The following is a 16,511-nucleotide window of genomic DNA, read 5'->3' as shown; positions in this document are numbered from 1 at the left end:
TATTCAGTGTTTTATATTCTATTGATAGTAAGCCTAAGTCGTTTAAATGCAAATAGCTTATGACAAATTTCACCTTTAAACTATGTAAAAGCTTACTATGAGCAAGCAAATCCATTAACAAGAATCAACTTCGTCAAAAACTATAATACGCGCAGGAAGTATCCATTTCGTTTTATAAAACCTAATTTTGAAAAAAACGCTTGTGAACGAAAATTGTCTTCGTCAATGTCTGCATACAAAGTTTCAATACCCAATAGTTTAGCATGGGAAAAAAGTAGACAAAGCGCTTCTGACATATATCCTTGGCGCCAATATAATGAGTTTAATAAACATCCAACCTCACACGAACGACCTTTATTACAAAAACTATGTAAACCACAAGTTCCAATAACTTTTAGTGTTGCTTTTGCCACGATCGCCCATTCCAATCCTTTGCCTAAAATTTCGAGTCTGTCGATGCTTTTTAACATCACATTTATCGTATCTTTTGACTTGAAAACAGGGTCTGAAGCAAATTCCATAGTTCGAACATCACCGTAAATTTCAAACAGATCATTTGTATCTTCTGAACAAATGGATCTTAAAAGAACTCTTTTACCATAAAAATTTGGCTTCATTTAAATCCTTAAACTCAATAGTCACTTTTATGGTTCAAAAAAACAAAGACTTTGATTAGCGATAATAGAACAACAATTAAATGCGTAACTCTTCAGCAGTACTGGCAACCAGTGAAACAGCACATCCACCATGTTTACTAATGTATTGTGAAACTAAATTAAAACCAACCCAATAACCCGCTCGATTAGGGAACTGTTTAGTATCCTTTCCAGCAAAATAGACGGGATAATCAAAATCGATATCTTGTAAGTGAGGTTTCATTTGATGAAATAAATCACGCCAATCATATTGTTTAATCTCATCAAAAAATCTCGGCGTGGTATTGCCATTAAACTTAGTTTCAAAATGGCAAGCAAGCCCTTCTGTAATAAGGTTTTCTATTAAATTTTTGTTTTTAATTCCCGCAGACTGCCTGATTACGTGATGTAATTCATGCGCTATTACCGCAGTCAGTTCTCGATTAATAATATCAACTAGGTTTGCATGATCAGCATCTAACAATATGTCAATCACATATTGACTGCTAACACACCCTAAAATACCACTTTCCGTTTTATATTCATCGCTACACGGACTAATGACTATATCTATATTTGGCAACTCAATGTGAGCTTTAATGTCAGCAAGTGATCTTTGTGCTCTAGATTCCAATAAGTCTAAAACGCGAGAAAACTTTCCAGACGCATTTAAAATGGTTATTTTTGTTGGCATGGTTTTTTTAAAACTTATATATGTAAAACAATAAACTGTGTGAACTATTGGGCACTAAGGTCACAAATTTATAAAAAACGTCTTTGAAGAAGCTTAGTAAAGGCTGAAGCGGTTTTTAATCAAATAATAACCATGTAAACAAAGACCATCACCATAACAGCCAAAATAAATTTTAACTGATTGGATGCCAATGAAGACAATGATAAAAGAACAAGCATTAAACCAGTATTGAATACAATACAGGATATCAGTGCAGTCTGCCCTATAACGTTATATTCACTTAATCCAGCGCATATCAACAACAAAGAAAACAGTACCAATTGACTAGCAATTACCATTGGCCTTGAATTTAACGCAATTCGACAAAATTCAGTGCTCGCTTTGGGGATATTTTTATATTTAACTGCCTGTTGATTCATAACTACATTTCCTTTGCAAAACATCTTCCGTTTTATATTTATATTGTTTTTCCAGTTTAATTTTATGTTGCCTTGTTTTAAATACTATTATCTCAATTGCTTGAGGGTTGATTCTCTTATTAATTCATCATAGTTGCCAAATAAATCAAGACAAATATCCCTTGTGCAGAATGATGTAATCTTTGATTCATTGTTATGCAAATCTTTGACTGTTATTTCATACGCAGTATATTTGCCAATTTCTGTTTGGTTAACGTCAATTACATTTAGTGATCGATTTAATTCACTTACAACATCTCCACTATTTATACGAAAATCAAAATAATACTTTTGGTTAAATTGATTTAAACAAGTGTATAAAACGGAGAACTTTTCATTTTGCAAATTTGCATGAGCTACGCAGTTTAATGGCAAGATCAATTTATCTGGAAGGATTTTTACGACAACCCCTTTTTCTTTTGCAGAAGCATTAAATGCAAAGAGCAATAAAAACAATTTAAAAACTTTCACAAAGCCTTCCTTAGTATTTATAACGCCCGCCTAACAGGCGTAAAAGGCTTGGCTAAAATTAGGAACGAAGTGACGCAAGCCAAGCTTTTTGCGTCCTTTGTTGAGGCGCTTGTTAGCTTTCACCGTCCGCGGGAAATGAAGCTTTACCTGACTCTACAAATTTTGCGATTTTTTTAACCCTACGATAATGAGCCATTAGTAACTTTGAACTCTCTTCGGTGTCTTTGGTATGTTCGTCTAGTTTTTGTATGCTTTGAAAGCCTAAACCTTTAGCTAATTCATTACTCAACTTTTGCGCTTCAACAGCCTGTGCTTTATCAAGTTTGAGAGTGCTTAATTTTAACTTTTTCCGTTTTTCAGCTAAATCAGAGAATATTGCATATAGTTTTTTATATGTTTGAGCTACGGCCAGAGGAGCTCCCAAATATATACCTAAAACCTTTGCAAACTGTAATGCCACATCAACATTCAATGCTAAGTCTAGCCAACCGGGTGATGCGTAATGAATTGATTTAATTTGTGGGAAGTCATCTTTGGCTATATTGCTTCTGAAAACATCATAAATATTTACGTAACTAAGGCCGTGCCTTAATTCATACTGCCTTAAAACATTTTCGACATGGTCATTTGCAACTGGAACTGCGTCAGACTCTAAGCAATACAAAAACGAATAATTTTGAAAATAGATCCTTGAGAAGTTCATTAAATCCTCTAATGACCATTTACCATCAAGTAAAATTCTATATGTTTGATTGCTCATTGATACTCCATGTGAAAGCTAACAGCGTAATTAAAAGGCCTAAGTCTCTCTATCACCAGACTTAAGTCTTCAAACATTTGTTTTAATACTATCCCTGAAACTTATAACTTTCAATGACTTATTTCTGTTGAGTCTCGCTTTCTAAGGGGATAGCGAGATCAAGTCTCTATTTCTTGTAGAAAGCGAGAACAAATTCGAACAATAGCTATAGACAATTATTATTGGGGGGGGCAAGTCGAACTTTGGGCTTGGAGAAATCGTTTACCAGATTTGTTTAATAGGAGTATCTTCTGACATCAATTTTAATTGGGGTACAGCTTTGCACTGTACCCTTTTTGCTTAACTTACGTCGGTGATGGACGATATTTTATCTTTACCAAATTTAAAAATGGAACGGCCTTTTAGCTTTAGCTCTTCACCCGCTTTTAAGCCATTGGGTAAATCGGTACCAACAATGGCATAGTAGTCGAGTTCAATAATAGATTTATCATCAAAATGTTCAATATCTGTAATGATCTGCTGGCGCTGAGTAAAATACTGCGCGCCTTGTTCTGCTAATATTTTAAATTCGTCTTTTCCTTTAGTTGCAAACGTTTGCTCATCACCAGAAAAGTTTTTAAACAATACTTCTTGTGTTAGCACATCTAACATGCCTTGAATATCGAAATCGTTATAGGCATTAAGGTATTGGTTTATTAATCGCTCTTTGGTGGTGATGTCCATATATACTCCTGTTTTATATTGATGGTGTTTATTTAAGTGGTAACGATTTTTTTAAGGTTAACAGCGCCCTGTCGTCAGCTTTATCACTGCCTTGCCGTCTAGTTTTAGTGCTGGCGTTATTAGGAGTAGATAAACTAACTAAATTTATTTGAAAATCAACAAGTAAAACATATTAATTTATGTTCAATATGTAAGAAGATGATGCTATTTGTAATTCAGCACTTAACTTAAATGAGTTACTACTTTTTTAACGGTAACACCCAAACGTTTTAATAAGCGGTTTAAGTTTGCTCGGTCAAGCTGTAAACGTTTTGCAGCAGCGCTAATATTCCCTTGTTCTTCTTCTAACGTTGCAAGCAATATTTGTTTTTGAAAGTGTTCAACTTGCTCTTTTAAACTGGCATTTAATAGAGGTTCAACCTCTGGAGCATCCTGATTAACTTTAACTTGTGTCGCGTTATCGAGGGAGTCGCAATCGTTTATCTCGATTGACACAATATTTAACTTTCCTTGTGTTTTAGCTCGATGGCTCGCTTTTAATGCGGCACGGCTAATACTGTGTTCCAATTCTCTAACGTTGCCAGGCCATTGATATTGATTAAAATACTTAAGCGCCGCTTTGCTTATGGTTAACTGCGGTATTCCCAATTTACGTTTAAGTTTCTCAACAAAATAACCACACAATAGCGAAACGTCGTCTACTCTGTCTCTTAAAGGTGGAATGGTAATTTGCATCACATGTAGGCGGTGATATAAATCGGATCGAAAAGTGCCTTGTTCTACTTCTGTTGCAAGTTCTCGGTTAGTAGCAGCAATCACTCTAACATCAACCGTTAGTGTTTGATCGCTACCCAATACTTGTATTTCATTGCTTTGTATTACGCGTAATAGTTTACTTTGAACAGCTAGGGGTAATTCACCTATTTCGTCTAAAAATATCGTACCTTTGTCAGCCAGCAAAAACTTACCTGAACGGCTTTTATCAGCGCCAGTAAACGCGCCTTTTACGTGGCCAAACAGCTCACTTTCAATTAAGTTATCTGGTAAAGCAGCACAATTAACATAAACTAATGCGTTATGACTGCGTTGTGAGGCCAAATGTAGTTGATGTGCAACAAGCTCTTTCCCTACGCCACTTTCACCTTGGATCAACACGTTAAAATTTGCTGGTGCAATTAAGCTAATTTCTTGTTTAAGCTTTTTAATTGCCGGACTTTCACCAATAATTTCAAAACGTCCAGACTCTGCCTGCTGATGACTTAAAGCAAATACAACTTGTTGATTGTGAGAAATATCCGATTCTAGTTGCCGCATTAGCAACATGTTATGAAAAACAGGTCCAATAATGCTATTAACCAACTGTAAACTTCTATCATCGTAATGATCAAACGCATCAGGCTCTAAACTATCAAAGGTAACAACCCCAAGAAGTATTCCCTCGCTAATTATTGGCATTCCCATACAGGCGTGTACCGGTAGGTTTTCATTGCTATTAATTAAAAGGCCATCGTAAGGATCAGGTAAGGTGCAATCTTTACTGAATTTAACTACTTTCTCAGTGCCACATATTTTTAGCAGCCTTGGGTGCTCTTTGATAACAAACCGTCGCCCTAACGTATCTTTGCTGAGCCCTTGCAGCGCTAGTGGAACTAATGTGCCCTGCTGATGAACAAGTAAGGCAACAGATTCACAGTTAATTGCAGTTCTAATTGCACTGACCATAGCATCAAAGCGCGTATTACTATTTGTTGCATTCGCAAGGTTTATGGCTAATTCTATTAAAGAAGTGTTAGATATCGACATACCAGTAAGACTCACACGTGTCATTATGACTACATTCGATTGTGTGTCATATTGACTCAATACTCAAGCGAATTTTTCCATTTTATTGATATTTATCATTTTATTCTATTGGCACTAAATTTGATTAGTCATTGTATCCTTTATTGATAGTAATCAAATTATGTACACGCAGTTATTTTTAAAGAACTCACCCTTTGTTAATGATAGCCAGCTAAATTTTCAACTTTGTATTATTGCGGGGAATTGGCTATTGATCACTTGTGGCCTTATAACCGCGGCCCTTATTACGATGAATTTTGCGCTAGACCAATATGTTAGCCTTTCAACTCAGATAGCTGGCCATGTTGGTACTATTTTATCAGCCAGCTTGTTTAAAATAGGCTATGTTATTCGCTGTGTTGGCGTACACGGATTAGGTTATAAGGTGTTTTAGCATGTTAACAATTAATGAACCGCAACAATCTGCCAGCCAGAACAAACATCAATACGTTTGGCAACATCCAGTTTTTGATTTACTTTTTCGCAGCCATTTTATACTTGCTTCTTTGGCTAGCATCATTAGTTTAACTATTTGGCTTAGTTACATGACTCACGGCTTAGCACTTTCCCATGGCGGATTGTCACCGTTAGTTTGGCATATCCATGAAATGATATTTACTTTTGCTTCAACTGTTGCGGTCGGTTTTATTTTAACTGCCGTACAAACCTGGACGGGCAAATCGAGTATTAAAGGCTTAAAGGCGTTTCTACTTGTTGTTATGTGGGTGTTTAGCCACACGTTATTTTGGGCAAATACCCAAATGACAGTTACCATAGCGCTAGTATTAAAAGCATTTTGGTGGTTAGCTGTCATCGGCTTTTATGCAGAAATTGTCATTAGCACGAACAATAGACGAAACTTTATATTTATTCCGCTGTTGACCGTTATGGCGACATTAAACTTATCAATAGTAATTTTAGATTTAGCTGACAGTTCATCACTAGCGCTGCATTTAGCAAAAACTATGGTGTTAGTTTTTGTGGTTTTAATTACCATTTTAGGCGGCCGTGTTATTCCGTTTTTTACCGTCAATGGCGCAAAAACCCCTCCTATTCCACCCATTAGCTGGCTTGAAAACTTAGTTTTTGTTTTAGCCATAGGTAGTGCCATTTTATACTTTTTAAATGCTTGGTTTAACTTAAACACTGTTTTGTCAGCGACTTTGTTGATCTCTGGAGCTTGTCAATTGTTAAGAGTGTCGAAATGGCGAAGCCTAAACACATTTCATGTGCCTCTTCTATGGTCGTTACATCTTGCCTACTTGTTTATGGCCGCTGGCTTAATTGGTATGGGGTTAAGTTTTATATCTGTATTTAATGAATTGCCAACAACTTACGGGTTTCATTTAATAACCATTGGTTCCATAGGTTTTATGATCTTGTCAATGATGAGCCGAGTATCATTGGGCCACACAGGAAGAATGTTAAAAATTCCACGTATTGTTGTTATCGCTTTTATCTTGATGATTGCCGCAACATTAACGCGCGTTGTTTTGCCTGCTTTGGGTATGGTGACTTGGGGATGGACAATCAGTGCTTTATGTTGGGTAATCGCTTTTACAATATTTCTTTTCTACTACACGCCAATCTTAACAAAAACGAGGTTGTAGACTTTACTTTTATCGAGTAACTCGCGTTGCACGAGTTACTCATCTTTAAGATCTAGTTGTACTCTGCAAAGTCTCCAATGTCTTTATCTAACTTTGCTTTATCCATAAATCTTTCTATTTTTTGTCTTGCTGTTAAAGGCTTACGACGTTTTGATTTCATCGGCGCAGGTTTTCCTGAGGTATAAGCCACTTGATAACCCATTTCCCATTCTTCAGCATAGTTATCGTCAAATGTTTCAATGTTCATTTTCAATGTCCACATCTATATACGTCACCAGTCATTTTGGTGGTGACAACATGTTCTACATTGGTTTGACTGTCCAACGTAGAACTTACTTTTACCTTTGAACTCGGTATTCAACGGTGTTTATTAGTTAAACACCATCAATTTACTTAAGTTCTAACTGGCAAATTCTATATCGTCTTCTAACACGTCGTCTTCGTCATCATTAGCGGCACTAGGAATATAGTCTTGAATAAACCTACTGCTCATAGAAAACCCATGAAACGTGCGTCGTTTATTTACCGCGTATAGGAACTTTTTCCACAATTTTACGCTGTAAAGTGTACTTTCTTCTTCACTATTGAGCTGGTCGATAAACATCTGCTCTTCTTCGTTTTCTGGCGAAATAATGCCATTTTGAAGTTGAAGGAAAGTATGACCATATTTAGTTAGCTCTTCAGATTCTCGTTTATTAAAATAACTACTTCTTGAAAGCCCATATGGAAATATGTCAATTGCATGAAAAGGCACTTTACCTTGTCTGATTGCAGTTTCCATTACTCGTCTCCTGTTTTAATATGAGCGATAATATCTCGATATGTTTTAAACAAATCGAAACCTGATTCTTTTAACTGAGTATTTACGCAGCCTAAAATATGCGGCTCTAGTTCGTCTTCTTCAGCTTTAATTTCAATACAGTATTCATAGTAATTCTTAACAACTTCTGGTTCTGCCATTCCTAACTTTTCACTTTCATCTGCGTACAAGTACCCAGAAGTAAACAAAGTAACGAACAACAAACTAACCTTTTTCATCCCATTACCTTAACTTGGTGTAATTGGTGCAAATTTAGGATGAAGTTTTAAAAAAGAAAAACTAATAATTATTATCTTTAAGATAAAAAAACTTTGATGATAGAAATTGGAATTTTCACGACAAAATAGTTGTCCTATCAACAATAAATTTTAGTTATATTATTGATATCAGCATGATTAAAATATCACAGTATTTCAGTGTATTACGCAAAGAGAGAAATGTGTCGAAATGACTAAGGCAACAAAACATCGTGGTGTTGATCCCACGTTACAACAAATTGATGAACAATTGTATGTTAGCGTACAACACATTGATATTTTAACGGCAATTGCACCTACTAATTACTTAGACCAAAAAAAACAGTTTTTTGAAAGTAACTTTAGTAAAGCGCCCCAATTTACTTATAACCAAAACAATATTGCTTTGTTTGAAAAGAAACGTCAGTTATTTAACTTGCCTATTGAGCAGTTAAACAATAAAGCGCTTTATACACTATACAGTGAAGTCATTCAGTCTTATGTTGATAAACTCGACCAGTTTCAACACATCGGCAGCCCTGAGTTTTTGTATGACTCTCTCCGTTACTACGGTGAGCCTGCCAATAGTGAACTTAAAAACGCTCATTATTTATTGCATGTAACGTCAGATTTAGAAAAGACGGAAACTGACACCGTTTCTATTGAAGAAATACAGCACTTTTTTGAGAACTTTGCACAAGCAAACCACTACCCTTTAAAACTTGAAATAGTTGATAGCATGATTGCTAACGCGCTTGTTTCAGGTGACGTAGTTAAAATCAATCGCAAAGCAAAAATTAACCGTCAGCAGCTAAAAGCATTAGCTCACCATGAACTTGGTGTGCATTTAGCGACTTCGTTGAACGCAAAAGCACAACCATTAAAAATATTGGCTTTAGGCTCGCCAGTAAACACAACCAGTCAAGAAGGTTTAGCTATGTTATGTGAATACTTAGCAGGCTTTATGTCGTTAGATCGATTACGCATGTTGGCGCTTCGAGTCGTGTCGGTTGATTCTATGATAAAAGAAAAAGATTTTCGCCGGACTTTTTCAATGTTAGTTGAAGAATTTAAACTCTCAGAAGAAAAAGCATTTGCCATGTGCTCTAGAGTCTATCGTGGTGGTGGCTTTACTAAAGACTACTTGTACCTTAAAGGGTTTAAACAAATTATTACCGCATACAACAGCAAAACCAATATCAATAACTTATTGTGCGGAAAAATATCAATGGAGCAATTGCCATTGATTAACAAGCTTGTTGATCAAGGCGTGTTTATAGCGCCTAACTTTATTAGCCCTGCCATTAGACGCCCAATGGAAACCGACCCAGTATTGAAGTTTGTGGTCGATAGTTTGAAATAAGTGTTTTATAGCGGATCGTTATTGATCCGCTTTTTGTTCACTTTGCTGTTTAAGTGGGTTAGTTAACTTGGCTGGTTCGTTAGGCTTGTTAATTTTCACACTGGGCAGTTGCAGTACCACCCAATAACCGATACTTAACGCAACGATTAAAATACCTAGGCCGTAAATCTGTTCTGCTGTTACCACTTTTAAATCTAAAATAATCACTTTACGCGATACTGCCATAAGCGCAGTTGCAATCACTATTTTTACGTGAATGATCTCCTCTTTTAAATAAATAGTGATATTCACAAATATCTCGATGGCGATCAATACTGCCATAAACGAGCCAAAAGTGGCCAACATATCATTTACCGTTAAGATAAATAGCGGCTTATTGCCTAACTTTTGATAAATAGTCCAAGCTACATCAACCACCCCCATAAAAATAACAAAGGTCATCAATACGGCAAGAACCTTAACCGATACATAAATAGTTGATTGTAGTCTAGCTATTAATTTATTGTCAGAATCGTACATTAAAAATCCACTTTACAAAAATTTAAGTCGTCTAAACAAGACAACCTCAAATACTCCAATACCCGTTAAGATGCCACAAAACCAATAAAACGCATCACTGTTTTCTACACCAGGCATACCACCAATATTTATACCAAAAAGCCCTGTTAAAAAGCCTAAAGGTAAAAAGATACCTGCAATAATTGATAATAAATACGTATTACGATTAATCACTTCATTATGGATTTGCACAATGCGACTGTTAATAACGTCAATTTGTGCGATGTCAAAATCTATGGTGTCAACAATACGCTGAAGGTTGTCCAACTGGTTTGCTAGCCCGACTAAATGTTGTTCAAAAACTGGCATTTCGATCTTAGACAACGCGGTCAATGCATGCGTTTGTGGTTTAAGAAAACGATTTAAACGTAATAGCTTTTTGTGCATCGCGTTAATTTCATTCACTTGGTTAACATCGTAAGATTCAACATCCTGCGCATCTATAAACTCTTCAATTGGCTCAAGAACAGATTCAATTTTTAGATTAACTTGAGTCAATATTGCGACAATTAGCATTTCAATGCTTTTAGGACCTTGTCCGTTTTTAAAATCACTTATAACCGATTGAATCGCTCGAGAACGTTGTAAATTACAAGAGATCAACCTATTGGGTGTATACAACAAGCGAATCGTTAACATGTCATCAGGTTGTTTACCTGAGTTTAAGTTCACACCGCGCAGTATTAGGAAAAAGCTTTCTTCGTCTATTTGCTGGAATCTAGGGCGTGTATCCGTCGCCAACAACGATTTAACAATCGCTTCTGAAAAGCCTTCGTTACCCAGCCATTGTTCAAATTCAGCCGACGAGCGATTACAGTGCATCCACACACCGTCGTAGTTGTCTAATTCGGCGGGATTGACCTGAGTTCCTTGGCCTTGTTCGTTAATTTGCCAAGCATCAATTAAAAATTCATAGTTCATGTCTTTATTCCTAACGCATAATTACCCAAGAGGTAACTATTCATCCTCTGCCATACTTTTAATTAACAGCATATCTGATGGTGGATTTTGCAATAATGCAACGGTTGTACTGCCAACCAAATGAGAAATCCAATTATTTCTTGCCACAATACCCATGACAGTAATATCAACCTCATTGGTTTTTACCCATTTATTGATTGCATCTTCAGGCAAACCATTTAAAAAAACAACACGCCTTCTATTAACACCAATACTGTCGACAAAAGCATTAACTCCGTCATGGTGAACTTTATCAAACTCTTTTTTATATTTTAAAAATGCTGCTTGTACATAGCTTGCGTGGCCCAAATACCACTGAGCTTCCAAGTGTTTTGCTAATGCTCGAACATGATTAACAATTAAATGGTCGAGATCAAAAGGTCTGGCATTCTCATGTAGTGGGTCAATTGCCCCCATCACTTTAGGTTGCTCGTTCCACTTATCTTTTTTAGCAATGTAAACATGGCAAGGAATACTGGCTAGCTGTTGAAAAATAGGATGGCGCTGCTCGGTAGTTTCATCTTGTAAAATCAACAGGCTATCTTCATTTAGTATTTTAAATAGCTCGCGATAATTGCCTTTATCCAAACATTTTGTTTGATAGTCAATATTACTTTTTGCTAACAGCTTAACAATGTTGTTTTTGCTTTTCTCAACGCTATTATGCCATTCTTTTTCTAGGGCTTCTGATTCTGCAAAATTAAACCAATACTTTTTTTCAATCGCTCTTAGTCTTTGATCAAACACTATGGTTAAATCACTCTGATAGGTTTTTACAAACCGAACGACTTTTTGCAGTACCAGCTTGTTAGTTTCATGTTTACAGTCAACTAACCATATTGCATTTTTTACTGTTAAAGATTCCATGTTTACCCCTTTTGCTAGTTAGCTATTGCGTTTAATCTTCGCGCTTTGCTCTAACGATTTTCACTTCACCATCAATATGAACATCTCGCTGTGGGAATGCGACAACGATGCCGGCTCTATTAAACTCAGCGTCTAAATCAAAACGTATATTACTAGCAACCAAACGTAAGCCACCTTCTACCTGCGAATTGATCCAAAAATACAACTCAAATACCAGTGCGTTATCACCAAAGTCTTGAAAAAACACTATAGGATCGCGCAGACCGTCTACTAGTACTTCGCTTTGTTCCTTAGCCACTTTAAGCATAATGTCTCTCACTTTTTGGCAATCACTGCCATAAGCAACACCTACACCAACAACACCACGAATTAACTTGTCACGTAACGTCCAGTTAATAACAGTATTTTCTAAAAGCTTGCTGTTTGGGATCAACATATGAACGCCATCAACACGCCTAACACGAGTCGATCGGGTGTTAATTTCTTCTACTACGCCTTTAACCCCTTCAACTTCAAGGAAGTCACCAATTCGAATAGGTTTTTCACCCATTAAAATCCAGCCACTGATAAAGTTGTTAATAATATTTTGAGCACCAAAACCAAAACCAATCGCTATGGCACCCGATAAAAACGCAAATGCAGTAATAGGAACATTCAATAACGACAACGTTGTTAAAAAGATTATCGCCAGTGCAATAACATATAAAATACGTTGCACTAAATGAATGATATTAGGATCTTTGTTTCTAGCTTTTAGCTTTTTACCGATAAATTTAATCAGCAAATGTGCGATATAAAAACTCAACAGGATCCAAGCGGGTACCGTGAGTACTTCTAAAAGTGTGATTTTTGTATCATTTACGGTAAACAGCGTGTAGTTCAGCCAATAAGTGATTTTTTCTAACATTATTTTACCTTTAAGTTACTGACTTAATGATGCGACAAAGGCATTCGCGGCATCGATGTAAAAACGATCTGACATCGCTTGACGTCCTAGTAGCATTAGATATGTCATATCAGAACGATCGGTTAACGTTATCTCAATATCCCAAGCGTGATCGCCTAACAGCGCTGCGGTTTTTATGACATAACGTTGCTCAGTTTGTCCGTTTGAAGACTTTATGTTTCTAACGTCATGCAACATAGCTTGGCAGCGTACCGTTTTATCCACGTTGTGAATTTCTGGGTGTATATCAAACGAAACTGCTGGTTTCCCTTTAACGGCAATACGTTGAATATTATCAACATGCAACGAAGACGTTTGTGCGCCAGTATCTACCCTCACGGTTAACTGAAATATACCTAATTCAGGTAAATCAATATTTTCTACGTGACCTATGATCGTTCTATCGTTCATAACAATTCCTCATTAGTTTTAGTCTCGTGGACTAATGCGGTCTCGACACTTTCAATGTGTTCTGCTATTTGCTCATCATCTTCTTTAAAATACGCAATGTGATACATGGCTTCACCTTCCTGCACTAGCGGAATGTTTTGTTTACCAATAATCACGCCGCCTTTATTAGCTACAACCGTTCCTAAAGATTCGCCATACGGACTGCCAATATCAGCTAATACTTCGCCCTTTTTAACTTGGTCACCCAATTTAAAATGATGTGTCACAATACCACTGCTGGTTGCCCTAACCCAGCCACTATTATTGGCAATAAAATAATTCACTTGGCTTTTTGCCGTTCGTCCTTTTGGCATCATTTTTAAATAACGCAATACGTTGATAATGCCCTTGATGCCAGCACGAATCGAAAACTCATCAAAGCGTAATGCTTCTCCCGCTTCGTAAAGTAATACCTTGGTATTACCCTCTACTGCGGCATCTCTTAATGATCCTTCGATAATACTAGAGTTCAAAATTACAGGAACACCAAATGCTTTGGCCAACTCAAGTGTGCCTTCATCAGACAGTTGCGCTCTAATTTGCGGTAAGTTTGAGCGATGAATAGCACCTGTGTGTAAATCAATACCATAATCACAATGGCTGACAATTTCTTTTAAAAAGATATTGGCAACACGCGCAGCTAGTGAACCTTTGGCTGAACCTGGAAAACTTCGGTTCAAATCTCTTCGGTCTGGCATATAACGCGTTTGGTTGACAACACCATAAACATTTACCATAGGCACCGCGATAAGTGTACCAGAAGAAATGCGCATTTTTTTTAAGTTTATCAGTCTTCTAATAATCTCAATGCCATTTAATTCATCACCATGCACTGCCGCACTAACAAAGATAGTTGGGCCTGGTTTTTTACCTCTAATGATATAAACCGGTAAATTGACCTCTGAATCTGTGTATAGCCTTGCAACTGGGAGATCAACCTTTCGTGTTTCTCCCGGGTAAATAGCATGTTCGCCAATTTTTAGAGCATCCATTGAATTACTTTTCTTCATTCACCTGTTCCCTGAACTAATAGTTAACCTTTACCACGAGTTTTGTTCGCGTTTTCTTTTGCATTTTTTTCGATAAATTCGATTAATTTACCTGCTACATCCAAACCAGTTGCCTTTTCGATACCTTCTAAACCTGGTGAAGAGTTAACTTCCATTACCATAGGGCCGTTATGCGAACGCAATAAATCAACACCACAACAATTTAAGCCCATTGCTTTTGCCGCAGCGATTGCCGTTGCTCGTTCTTCTTTGCTTAGTCTAACAACTTCAGCACTGCCACCACGGTGTAAGTTAGAACGAAATTCACCTTCAGCACCTTGACGTTTCATCGCAGCAACTACTCGTCCACCGATCACTAAACATCTAATGTCAGCACCACCAGCTTCTTTGATAAACTCTTGTACTAAAATATTAGCCTTTAAACCCATAAAAGCTTCAATAATACTTTCAGCGGCTTTTGCTGTATCAGCTAATACCACACCTATGCCTTGCGTGCCTTCAAGTAACTTAATTACCACTGGCGCACCACCAACGTTTTTAATCAAATCTTTAATGTTGTCTGGCTTACTGGCAAAACCAGTGCGTGGCAAACCTATGCCTTTGCGAGATAACAACTGCAACGAACGTAATTTATCGCGTGAACGGCTGATCGCAACCGACTCGTTTACGTTAAAGGTTCCCATCATTTCAAATTGACGTGCTACCGCTGTGCCATAAAAAGTTACAGATGCTCCAATTCTTGGAATGATTGCATCATATTTAGGTAATTCTTTACCGTGATATCGTACGGCTGGACGCGCACTAGTGATGTCCATGTAACAATGTAAGGTATCAATAATATCAACCTCATGTCCGCGCAATAAACACGCTTCCTTTAATCGTTTTGTTGAATATAAATTTTCGTTTCTAGATAAAATAGCAATTTTCATTTTTGGCTCCTGTTTAACAATTGCAAATTTAGTTGAAAATTTTAAAAAACAAAATCAAAATAAATGCCACTAGTTAATAGATTTTATTTATTAAAATGAAGATAGAACTACTCTCTACTTTTATCGAAGTAAGTCAAACACTACATGTAAGAATAGCAGCTGACAACCTGTACCTGACACAAGCAGCCGTAAGTAGCAGAATAAAACAATTAGAAGACGAATTAGGTGTTTTACTTTTTGATCGTTCACAAAAACGATTAAAACTAACCGCTGAGGGGTATAAGTTGGTAAAACATGCCAATGAAATGTTGATGATGTGGCAAAAAGTAAAACAGGATGTTGGTATTGCACAAGGTAGTTCACATCAGTTGTTTGTTGGTGCCATGATGTCTATTTGGGATATTGTTTTACAAGAGTGGCTGCAAAAAATTCACCGTAACCTTGATGACGTACACTTATTTACCCACACATTCTCGCCGTTAGAATTGAGAAAACAGTTACTTACTCGCCTTATCGATATCGCGTTTTTATTTGAACCGCCGCATGTGGAGGACATAGTTGCCGAAAAAGTGGCGTCTGTTCCCTTACAATTAGTGAGTACAGATGCAGAAGCTTCATTAGATACCATAGAAAACATGGTCATGGTGGATTATGGTGAGTCGGTGAATAGCCAGTTTATGCGTGATTTTGGAGACAATACTGCTATTAGGCATAACATGAGCCAACCTAGGATAGCACTTAATTTTATTATGGAAGCGACGGGTTGCGCATATTTACCTAAGCAAATGTGTTTTCAGCATGTGCGCAAGAAAAAACTTTATTTAGTTGAAAACGCACCTGAATATCATCGAGATATATACGCAATATATTTAAATAAAAGTGATAAAACATCTTTGATAAAAGATGCATTAATGTTGTTCCCGTTTATTCGGGGCTGATCAGTAAAAAATTTTATTAAGTTGATAAATTATTTTTTTCAAACAGCATATATCGATTAATTTTCATTCTACTAGCTATTGTTTTTTATCAACTTAATTTTTATTTTATTTTATTTTCGTGCTGGCGATTACGCTCTTTACTTGAAGAAATTTTGAATAACAACAAACGTTTTTATTCAACACAATAATGCCATAGCTTTATTTATTGATTACTACTTATTGGTTTTTAAAAAATAGTTAG

Annotated in this window: 20 protein-coding genes; 3 read left to right on the top strand and 17 right to left on the bottom strand. The window is 36.6% G+C overall.

Annotated elements, in window-relative coordinates; all coding sequences use genetic code 11:
- Positions 1-140: 140 nt before the first annotated feature.
- From IE199_RS09760 to norR, 7 genes are all read right to left on the bottom strand, one after another.
- Positions 141-617, bottom strand: coding sequence for a GNAT family N-acetyltransferase (locus IE199_RS09760; RefSeq protein WP_189769791.1), 477 nt, complete (start codon positions 615-617; stop codon positions 141-143).
- 76 nt (positions 618-693) lie between these two features.
- Complete coding sequence (locus IE199_RS09755) at positions 694-1,329, bottom strand: DUF2268 domain-containing putative Zn-dependent protease (protein ID WP_189769789.1); 636 nt, start codon at positions 1,327-1,329, stop codon at positions 694-696.
- 119 nt (positions 1,330-1,448) lie between these two features.
- Positions 1,449-1,748, bottom strand: coding sequence for a hypothetical protein (locus IE199_RS09750; RefSeq protein WP_189769787.1), 300 nt, complete (start codon positions 1,746-1,748; stop codon positions 1,449-1,451).
- Between the two features lie 87 nt (positions 1,749-1,835).
- Positions 1,836-2,258: a hypothetical protein gene (locus IE199_RS09745; protein WP_189769785.1), complete on the bottom strand. Its 423-nt coding sequence runs from the start codon at positions 2,256-2,258 to the stop codon at positions 1,836-1,838.
- 112 nt (positions 2,259-2,370) lie between these two features.
- Positions 2,371-3,018, bottom strand: a complete 648-nt coding sequence (locus tag IE199_RS09740; protein ID WP_189769783.1) for a hypothetical protein — start codon at positions 3,016-3,018, stop codon at positions 2,371-2,373.
- A 339-nt stretch (positions 3,019-3,357) separates the two neighbouring features.
- Positions 3,358-3,741, bottom strand: coding sequence for a nuclear transport factor 2 family protein (locus IE199_RS09735; RefSeq protein ID WP_189769781.1), 384 nt, complete (start codon positions 3,739-3,741; stop codon positions 3,358-3,360).
- A gap of 222 nt (positions 3,742-3,963) precedes the next feature.
- Positions 3,964-5,568: a nitric oxide reductase transcriptional regulator NorR gene (gene norR, locus IE199_RS09730; protein WP_229854642.1), complete on the bottom strand. Its 1,605-nt coding sequence runs from the start codon at positions 5,566-5,568 to the stop codon at positions 3,964-3,966.
- Positions 5,569-5,978: 410 nt separating this feature from the next.
- On the opposite strand from norR, the gene IE199_RS09725 reads away from it, so the two are divergent.
- Positions 5,979-7,193, top strand: coding sequence for an NnrS family protein (locus tag IE199_RS09725; RefSeq protein WP_189769779.1), 1,215 nt, complete (start codon positions 5,979-5,981; stop codon positions 7,191-7,193).
- Positions 7,194-7,245: 52 nt separating this feature from the next.
- Here IE199_RS09725 and IE199_RS09720 read toward each other — a convergent pair whose 3' ends face one another.
- From IE199_RS09720 to IE199_RS09710, 3 genes are all read right to left on the bottom strand, one after another.
- The gene (locus IE199_RS09720) at positions 7,246-7,440 is read right to left on the bottom strand and encodes a hypothetical protein (protein ID WP_189769777.1); all 195 of its coding nucleotides are present in this window, start codon (positions 7,438-7,440) and stop codon (positions 7,246-7,248) included.
- A gap of 153 nt (positions 7,441-7,593) precedes the next feature.
- On the bottom strand, positions 7,594-7,974 hold the full coding sequence (gene maoP, locus IE199_RS09715) for a DUF413 domain-containing protein (RefSeq protein WP_189769775.1): 381 nt from the start codon (positions 7,972-7,974) through the stop codon (positions 7,594-7,596).
- Entirely contained in the window at positions 7,974-8,231 is a 258-nt protein-coding gene (locus tag IE199_RS09710; protein WP_189769774.1) for a hypothetical protein, read from the bottom strand. Before IE199_RS09710 ends, maoP begins: the two co-directional genes overlap by 1 nt.
- A gap of 229 nt (positions 8,232-8,460) precedes the next feature.
- Between IE199_RS09710 and IE199_RS09705 the strand changes: the two genes are divergently transcribed.
- On the top strand, positions 8,461-9,612 hold the full coding sequence (locus tag IE199_RS09705) for a flavohemoglobin expression-modulating QEGLA motif protein (RefSeq protein WP_189769772.1): 1,152 nt from the start codon (positions 8,461-8,463) through the stop codon (positions 9,610-9,612).
- A gap of 18 nt (positions 9,613-9,630) precedes the next feature.
- Here the strand turns inward: IE199_RS09705 and IE199_RS09700 are convergent, their stop codons facing one another.
- From IE199_RS09700 to rimK, 7 genes are read right to left on the bottom strand one after another with little or no spacing between them, the layout of a single operon-like run.
- Positions 9,631-10,131, bottom strand: a complete 501-nt coding sequence (locus tag IE199_RS09700; protein WP_189769770.1) for a phosphate-starvation-inducible PsiE family protein — start codon at positions 10,129-10,131, stop codon at positions 9,631-9,633.
- A gap of 12 nt (positions 10,132-10,143) precedes the next feature.
- Entirely contained in the window at positions 10,144-11,091 is a 948-nt protein-coding gene (locus IE199_RS09695; protein ID WP_189769768.1) for a zinc transporter ZntB, read from the bottom strand.
- 36 nt (positions 11,092-11,127) lie between these two features.
- A complete protein-coding gene (locus IE199_RS09690; protein WP_189769766.1) occupies positions 11,128-11,997 on the bottom strand; it encodes a universal stress protein in 870 nt (289 codons plus the stop codon).
- 31 nt (positions 11,998-12,028) lie between these two features.
- Positions 12,029-12,904, bottom strand: coding sequence for a mechanosensitive ion channel family protein (locus tag IE199_RS09685; RefSeq protein ID WP_189769764.1), 876 nt, complete (start codon positions 12,902-12,904; stop codon positions 12,029-12,031).
- 15 nt (positions 12,905-12,919) lie between these two features.
- Entirely contained in the window at positions 12,920-13,354 is a 435-nt protein-coding gene (locus IE199_RS09680) for an ATP-dependent zinc protease family protein (RefSeq protein ID WP_189769755.1), read from the bottom strand.
- The gene (locus IE199_RS09675) at positions 13,351-14,385 is read right to left on the bottom strand and encodes a succinylglutamate desuccinylase/aspartoacylase family protein (RefSeq protein WP_189770578.1); all 1,035 of its coding nucleotides are present in this window, start codon (positions 14,383-14,385) and stop codon (positions 13,351-13,353) included. Before IE199_RS09675 ends, IE199_RS09680 begins: the two co-directional genes overlap by 4 nt.
- A 41-nt stretch (positions 14,386-14,426) precedes the next feature.
- On the bottom strand, positions 14,427-15,332 hold the full coding sequence (gene rimK, locus IE199_RS09670; RefSeq protein WP_189769753.1) for a 30S ribosomal protein S6--L-glutamate ligase: 906 nt from the start codon (positions 15,330-15,332) through the stop codon (positions 14,427-14,429).
- 95 nt (positions 15,333-15,427) lie between these two features.
- On the opposite strand from rimK, the gene IE199_RS09665 reads away from it, so the two are divergent.
- On the top strand, positions 15,428-16,270 hold the full coding sequence (locus tag IE199_RS09665) for a LysR family transcriptional regulator (RefSeq protein ID WP_189769751.1): 843 nt from the start codon (positions 15,428-15,430) through the stop codon (positions 16,268-16,270).
- The last annotated feature ends 241 nt before the right edge of the window (positions 16,271-16,511 follow it).

It is taken from the genome of Thalassotalea marina (assembly GCF_014656435.1).
Taxonomy (GTDB): domain Bacteria; phylum Pseudomonadota; class Gammaproteobacteria; order Enterobacterales; family Alteromonadaceae; genus Thalassotalea_C; species Thalassotalea_C marina.
Note: the sequence above shows the minus strand (reverse complement) of the source record. Positions and strands in the feature narration are given on the sequence as shown.

Excerpts from the sequence above, each read along its gene's own strand:
- IE199_RS09735 (WP_189769781.1), bottom strand. The coding sequence starts at position 3,741 with ATGGACATCACCACCAAAGAGCGATTAATAAACCAATACCTTAATGCC.
- IE199_RS09710 (WP_189769774.1), bottom strand. The coding sequence starts at position 8,231 with ATGAAAAAGGTTAGTTTGTTGTTCGTTACTTTGTTTACTTCTGGGTAC.
- IE199_RS09700 (WP_189769770.1), bottom strand. The coding sequence starts at position 10,131 with ATGTACGATTCTGACAATAAATTAATAGCTAGACTACAATCAACTATT.
- IE199_RS09680 (WP_189769755.1), bottom strand. The coding sequence starts at position 13,354 with ATGAACGATAGAACGATCATAGGTCACGTAGAAAATATTGATTTACCT.
- IE199_RS09725 (WP_189769779.1), top strand. The coding sequence starts at position 5,979 with ATGTTAACAATTAATGAACCGCAACAATCTGCCAGCCAGAACAAACAT.
- IE199_RS09695 (WP_189769768.1), bottom strand. The coding sequence starts at position 11,091 with ATGAACTATGAATTTTTAATTGATGCTTGGCAAATTAACGAACAAGGC.
- IE199_RS09755 (WP_189769789.1), bottom strand. The coding sequence starts at position 1,329 with ATGCCAACAAAAATAACCATTTTAAATGCGTCTGGAAAGTTTTCTCGC.
- IE199_RS09750 (WP_189769787.1), bottom strand. The coding sequence starts at position 1,748 with ATGAATCAACAGGCAGTTAAATATAAAAATATCCCCAAAGCGAGCACT.
- IE199_RS09740 (WP_189769783.1), bottom strand. The coding sequence starts at position 3,018 with ATGAGCAATCAAACATATAGAATTTTACTTGATGGTAAATGGTCATTA.
- IE199_RS09665 (WP_189769751.1), top strand. The coding sequence starts at position 15,428 with ATGAAGATAGAACTACTCTCTACTTTTATCGAAGTAAGTCAAACACTA.
- rimK (WP_189769753.1), bottom strand. The coding sequence starts at position 15,332 with ATGAAAATTGCTATTTTATCTAGAAACGAAAATTTATATTCAACAAAA.
- maoP (WP_189769775.1), bottom strand. The coding sequence starts at position 7,974 with ATGGAAACTGCAATCAGACAAGGTAAAGTGCCTTTTCATGCAATTGAC.
- norR (WP_229854642.1), bottom strand. The coding sequence starts at position 5,568 with ATGACACGTGTGAGTCTTACTGGTATGTCGATATCTAACACTTCTTTA.
- IE199_RS09705 (WP_189769772.1), top strand. The coding sequence starts at position 8,461 with ATGACTAAGGCAACAAAACATCGTGGTGTTGATCCCACGTTACAACAA.
- IE199_RS09685 (WP_189769764.1), bottom strand. The coding sequence starts at position 12,904 with ATGTTAGAAAAAATCACTTATTGGCTGAACTACACGCTGTTTACCGTA.
- IE199_RS09720 (WP_189769777.1), bottom strand. The coding sequence starts at position 7,440 with ATGAACATTGAAACATTTGACGATAACTATGCTGAAGAATGGGAAATG.
- IE199_RS09690 (WP_189769766.1), bottom strand. The coding sequence starts at position 11,997 with ATGGAATCTTTAACAGTAAAAAATGCAATATGGTTAGTTGACTGTAAA.
- IE199_RS09760 (WP_189769791.1), bottom strand. The coding sequence starts at position 617 with ATGAAGCCAAATTTTTATGGTAAAAGAGTTCTTTTAAGATCCATTTGT.
- IE199_RS09675 (WP_189770578.1), bottom strand. The coding sequence starts at position 14,385 with ATGGATGCTCTAAAAATTGGCGAACATGCTATTTACCCGGGAGAAACA.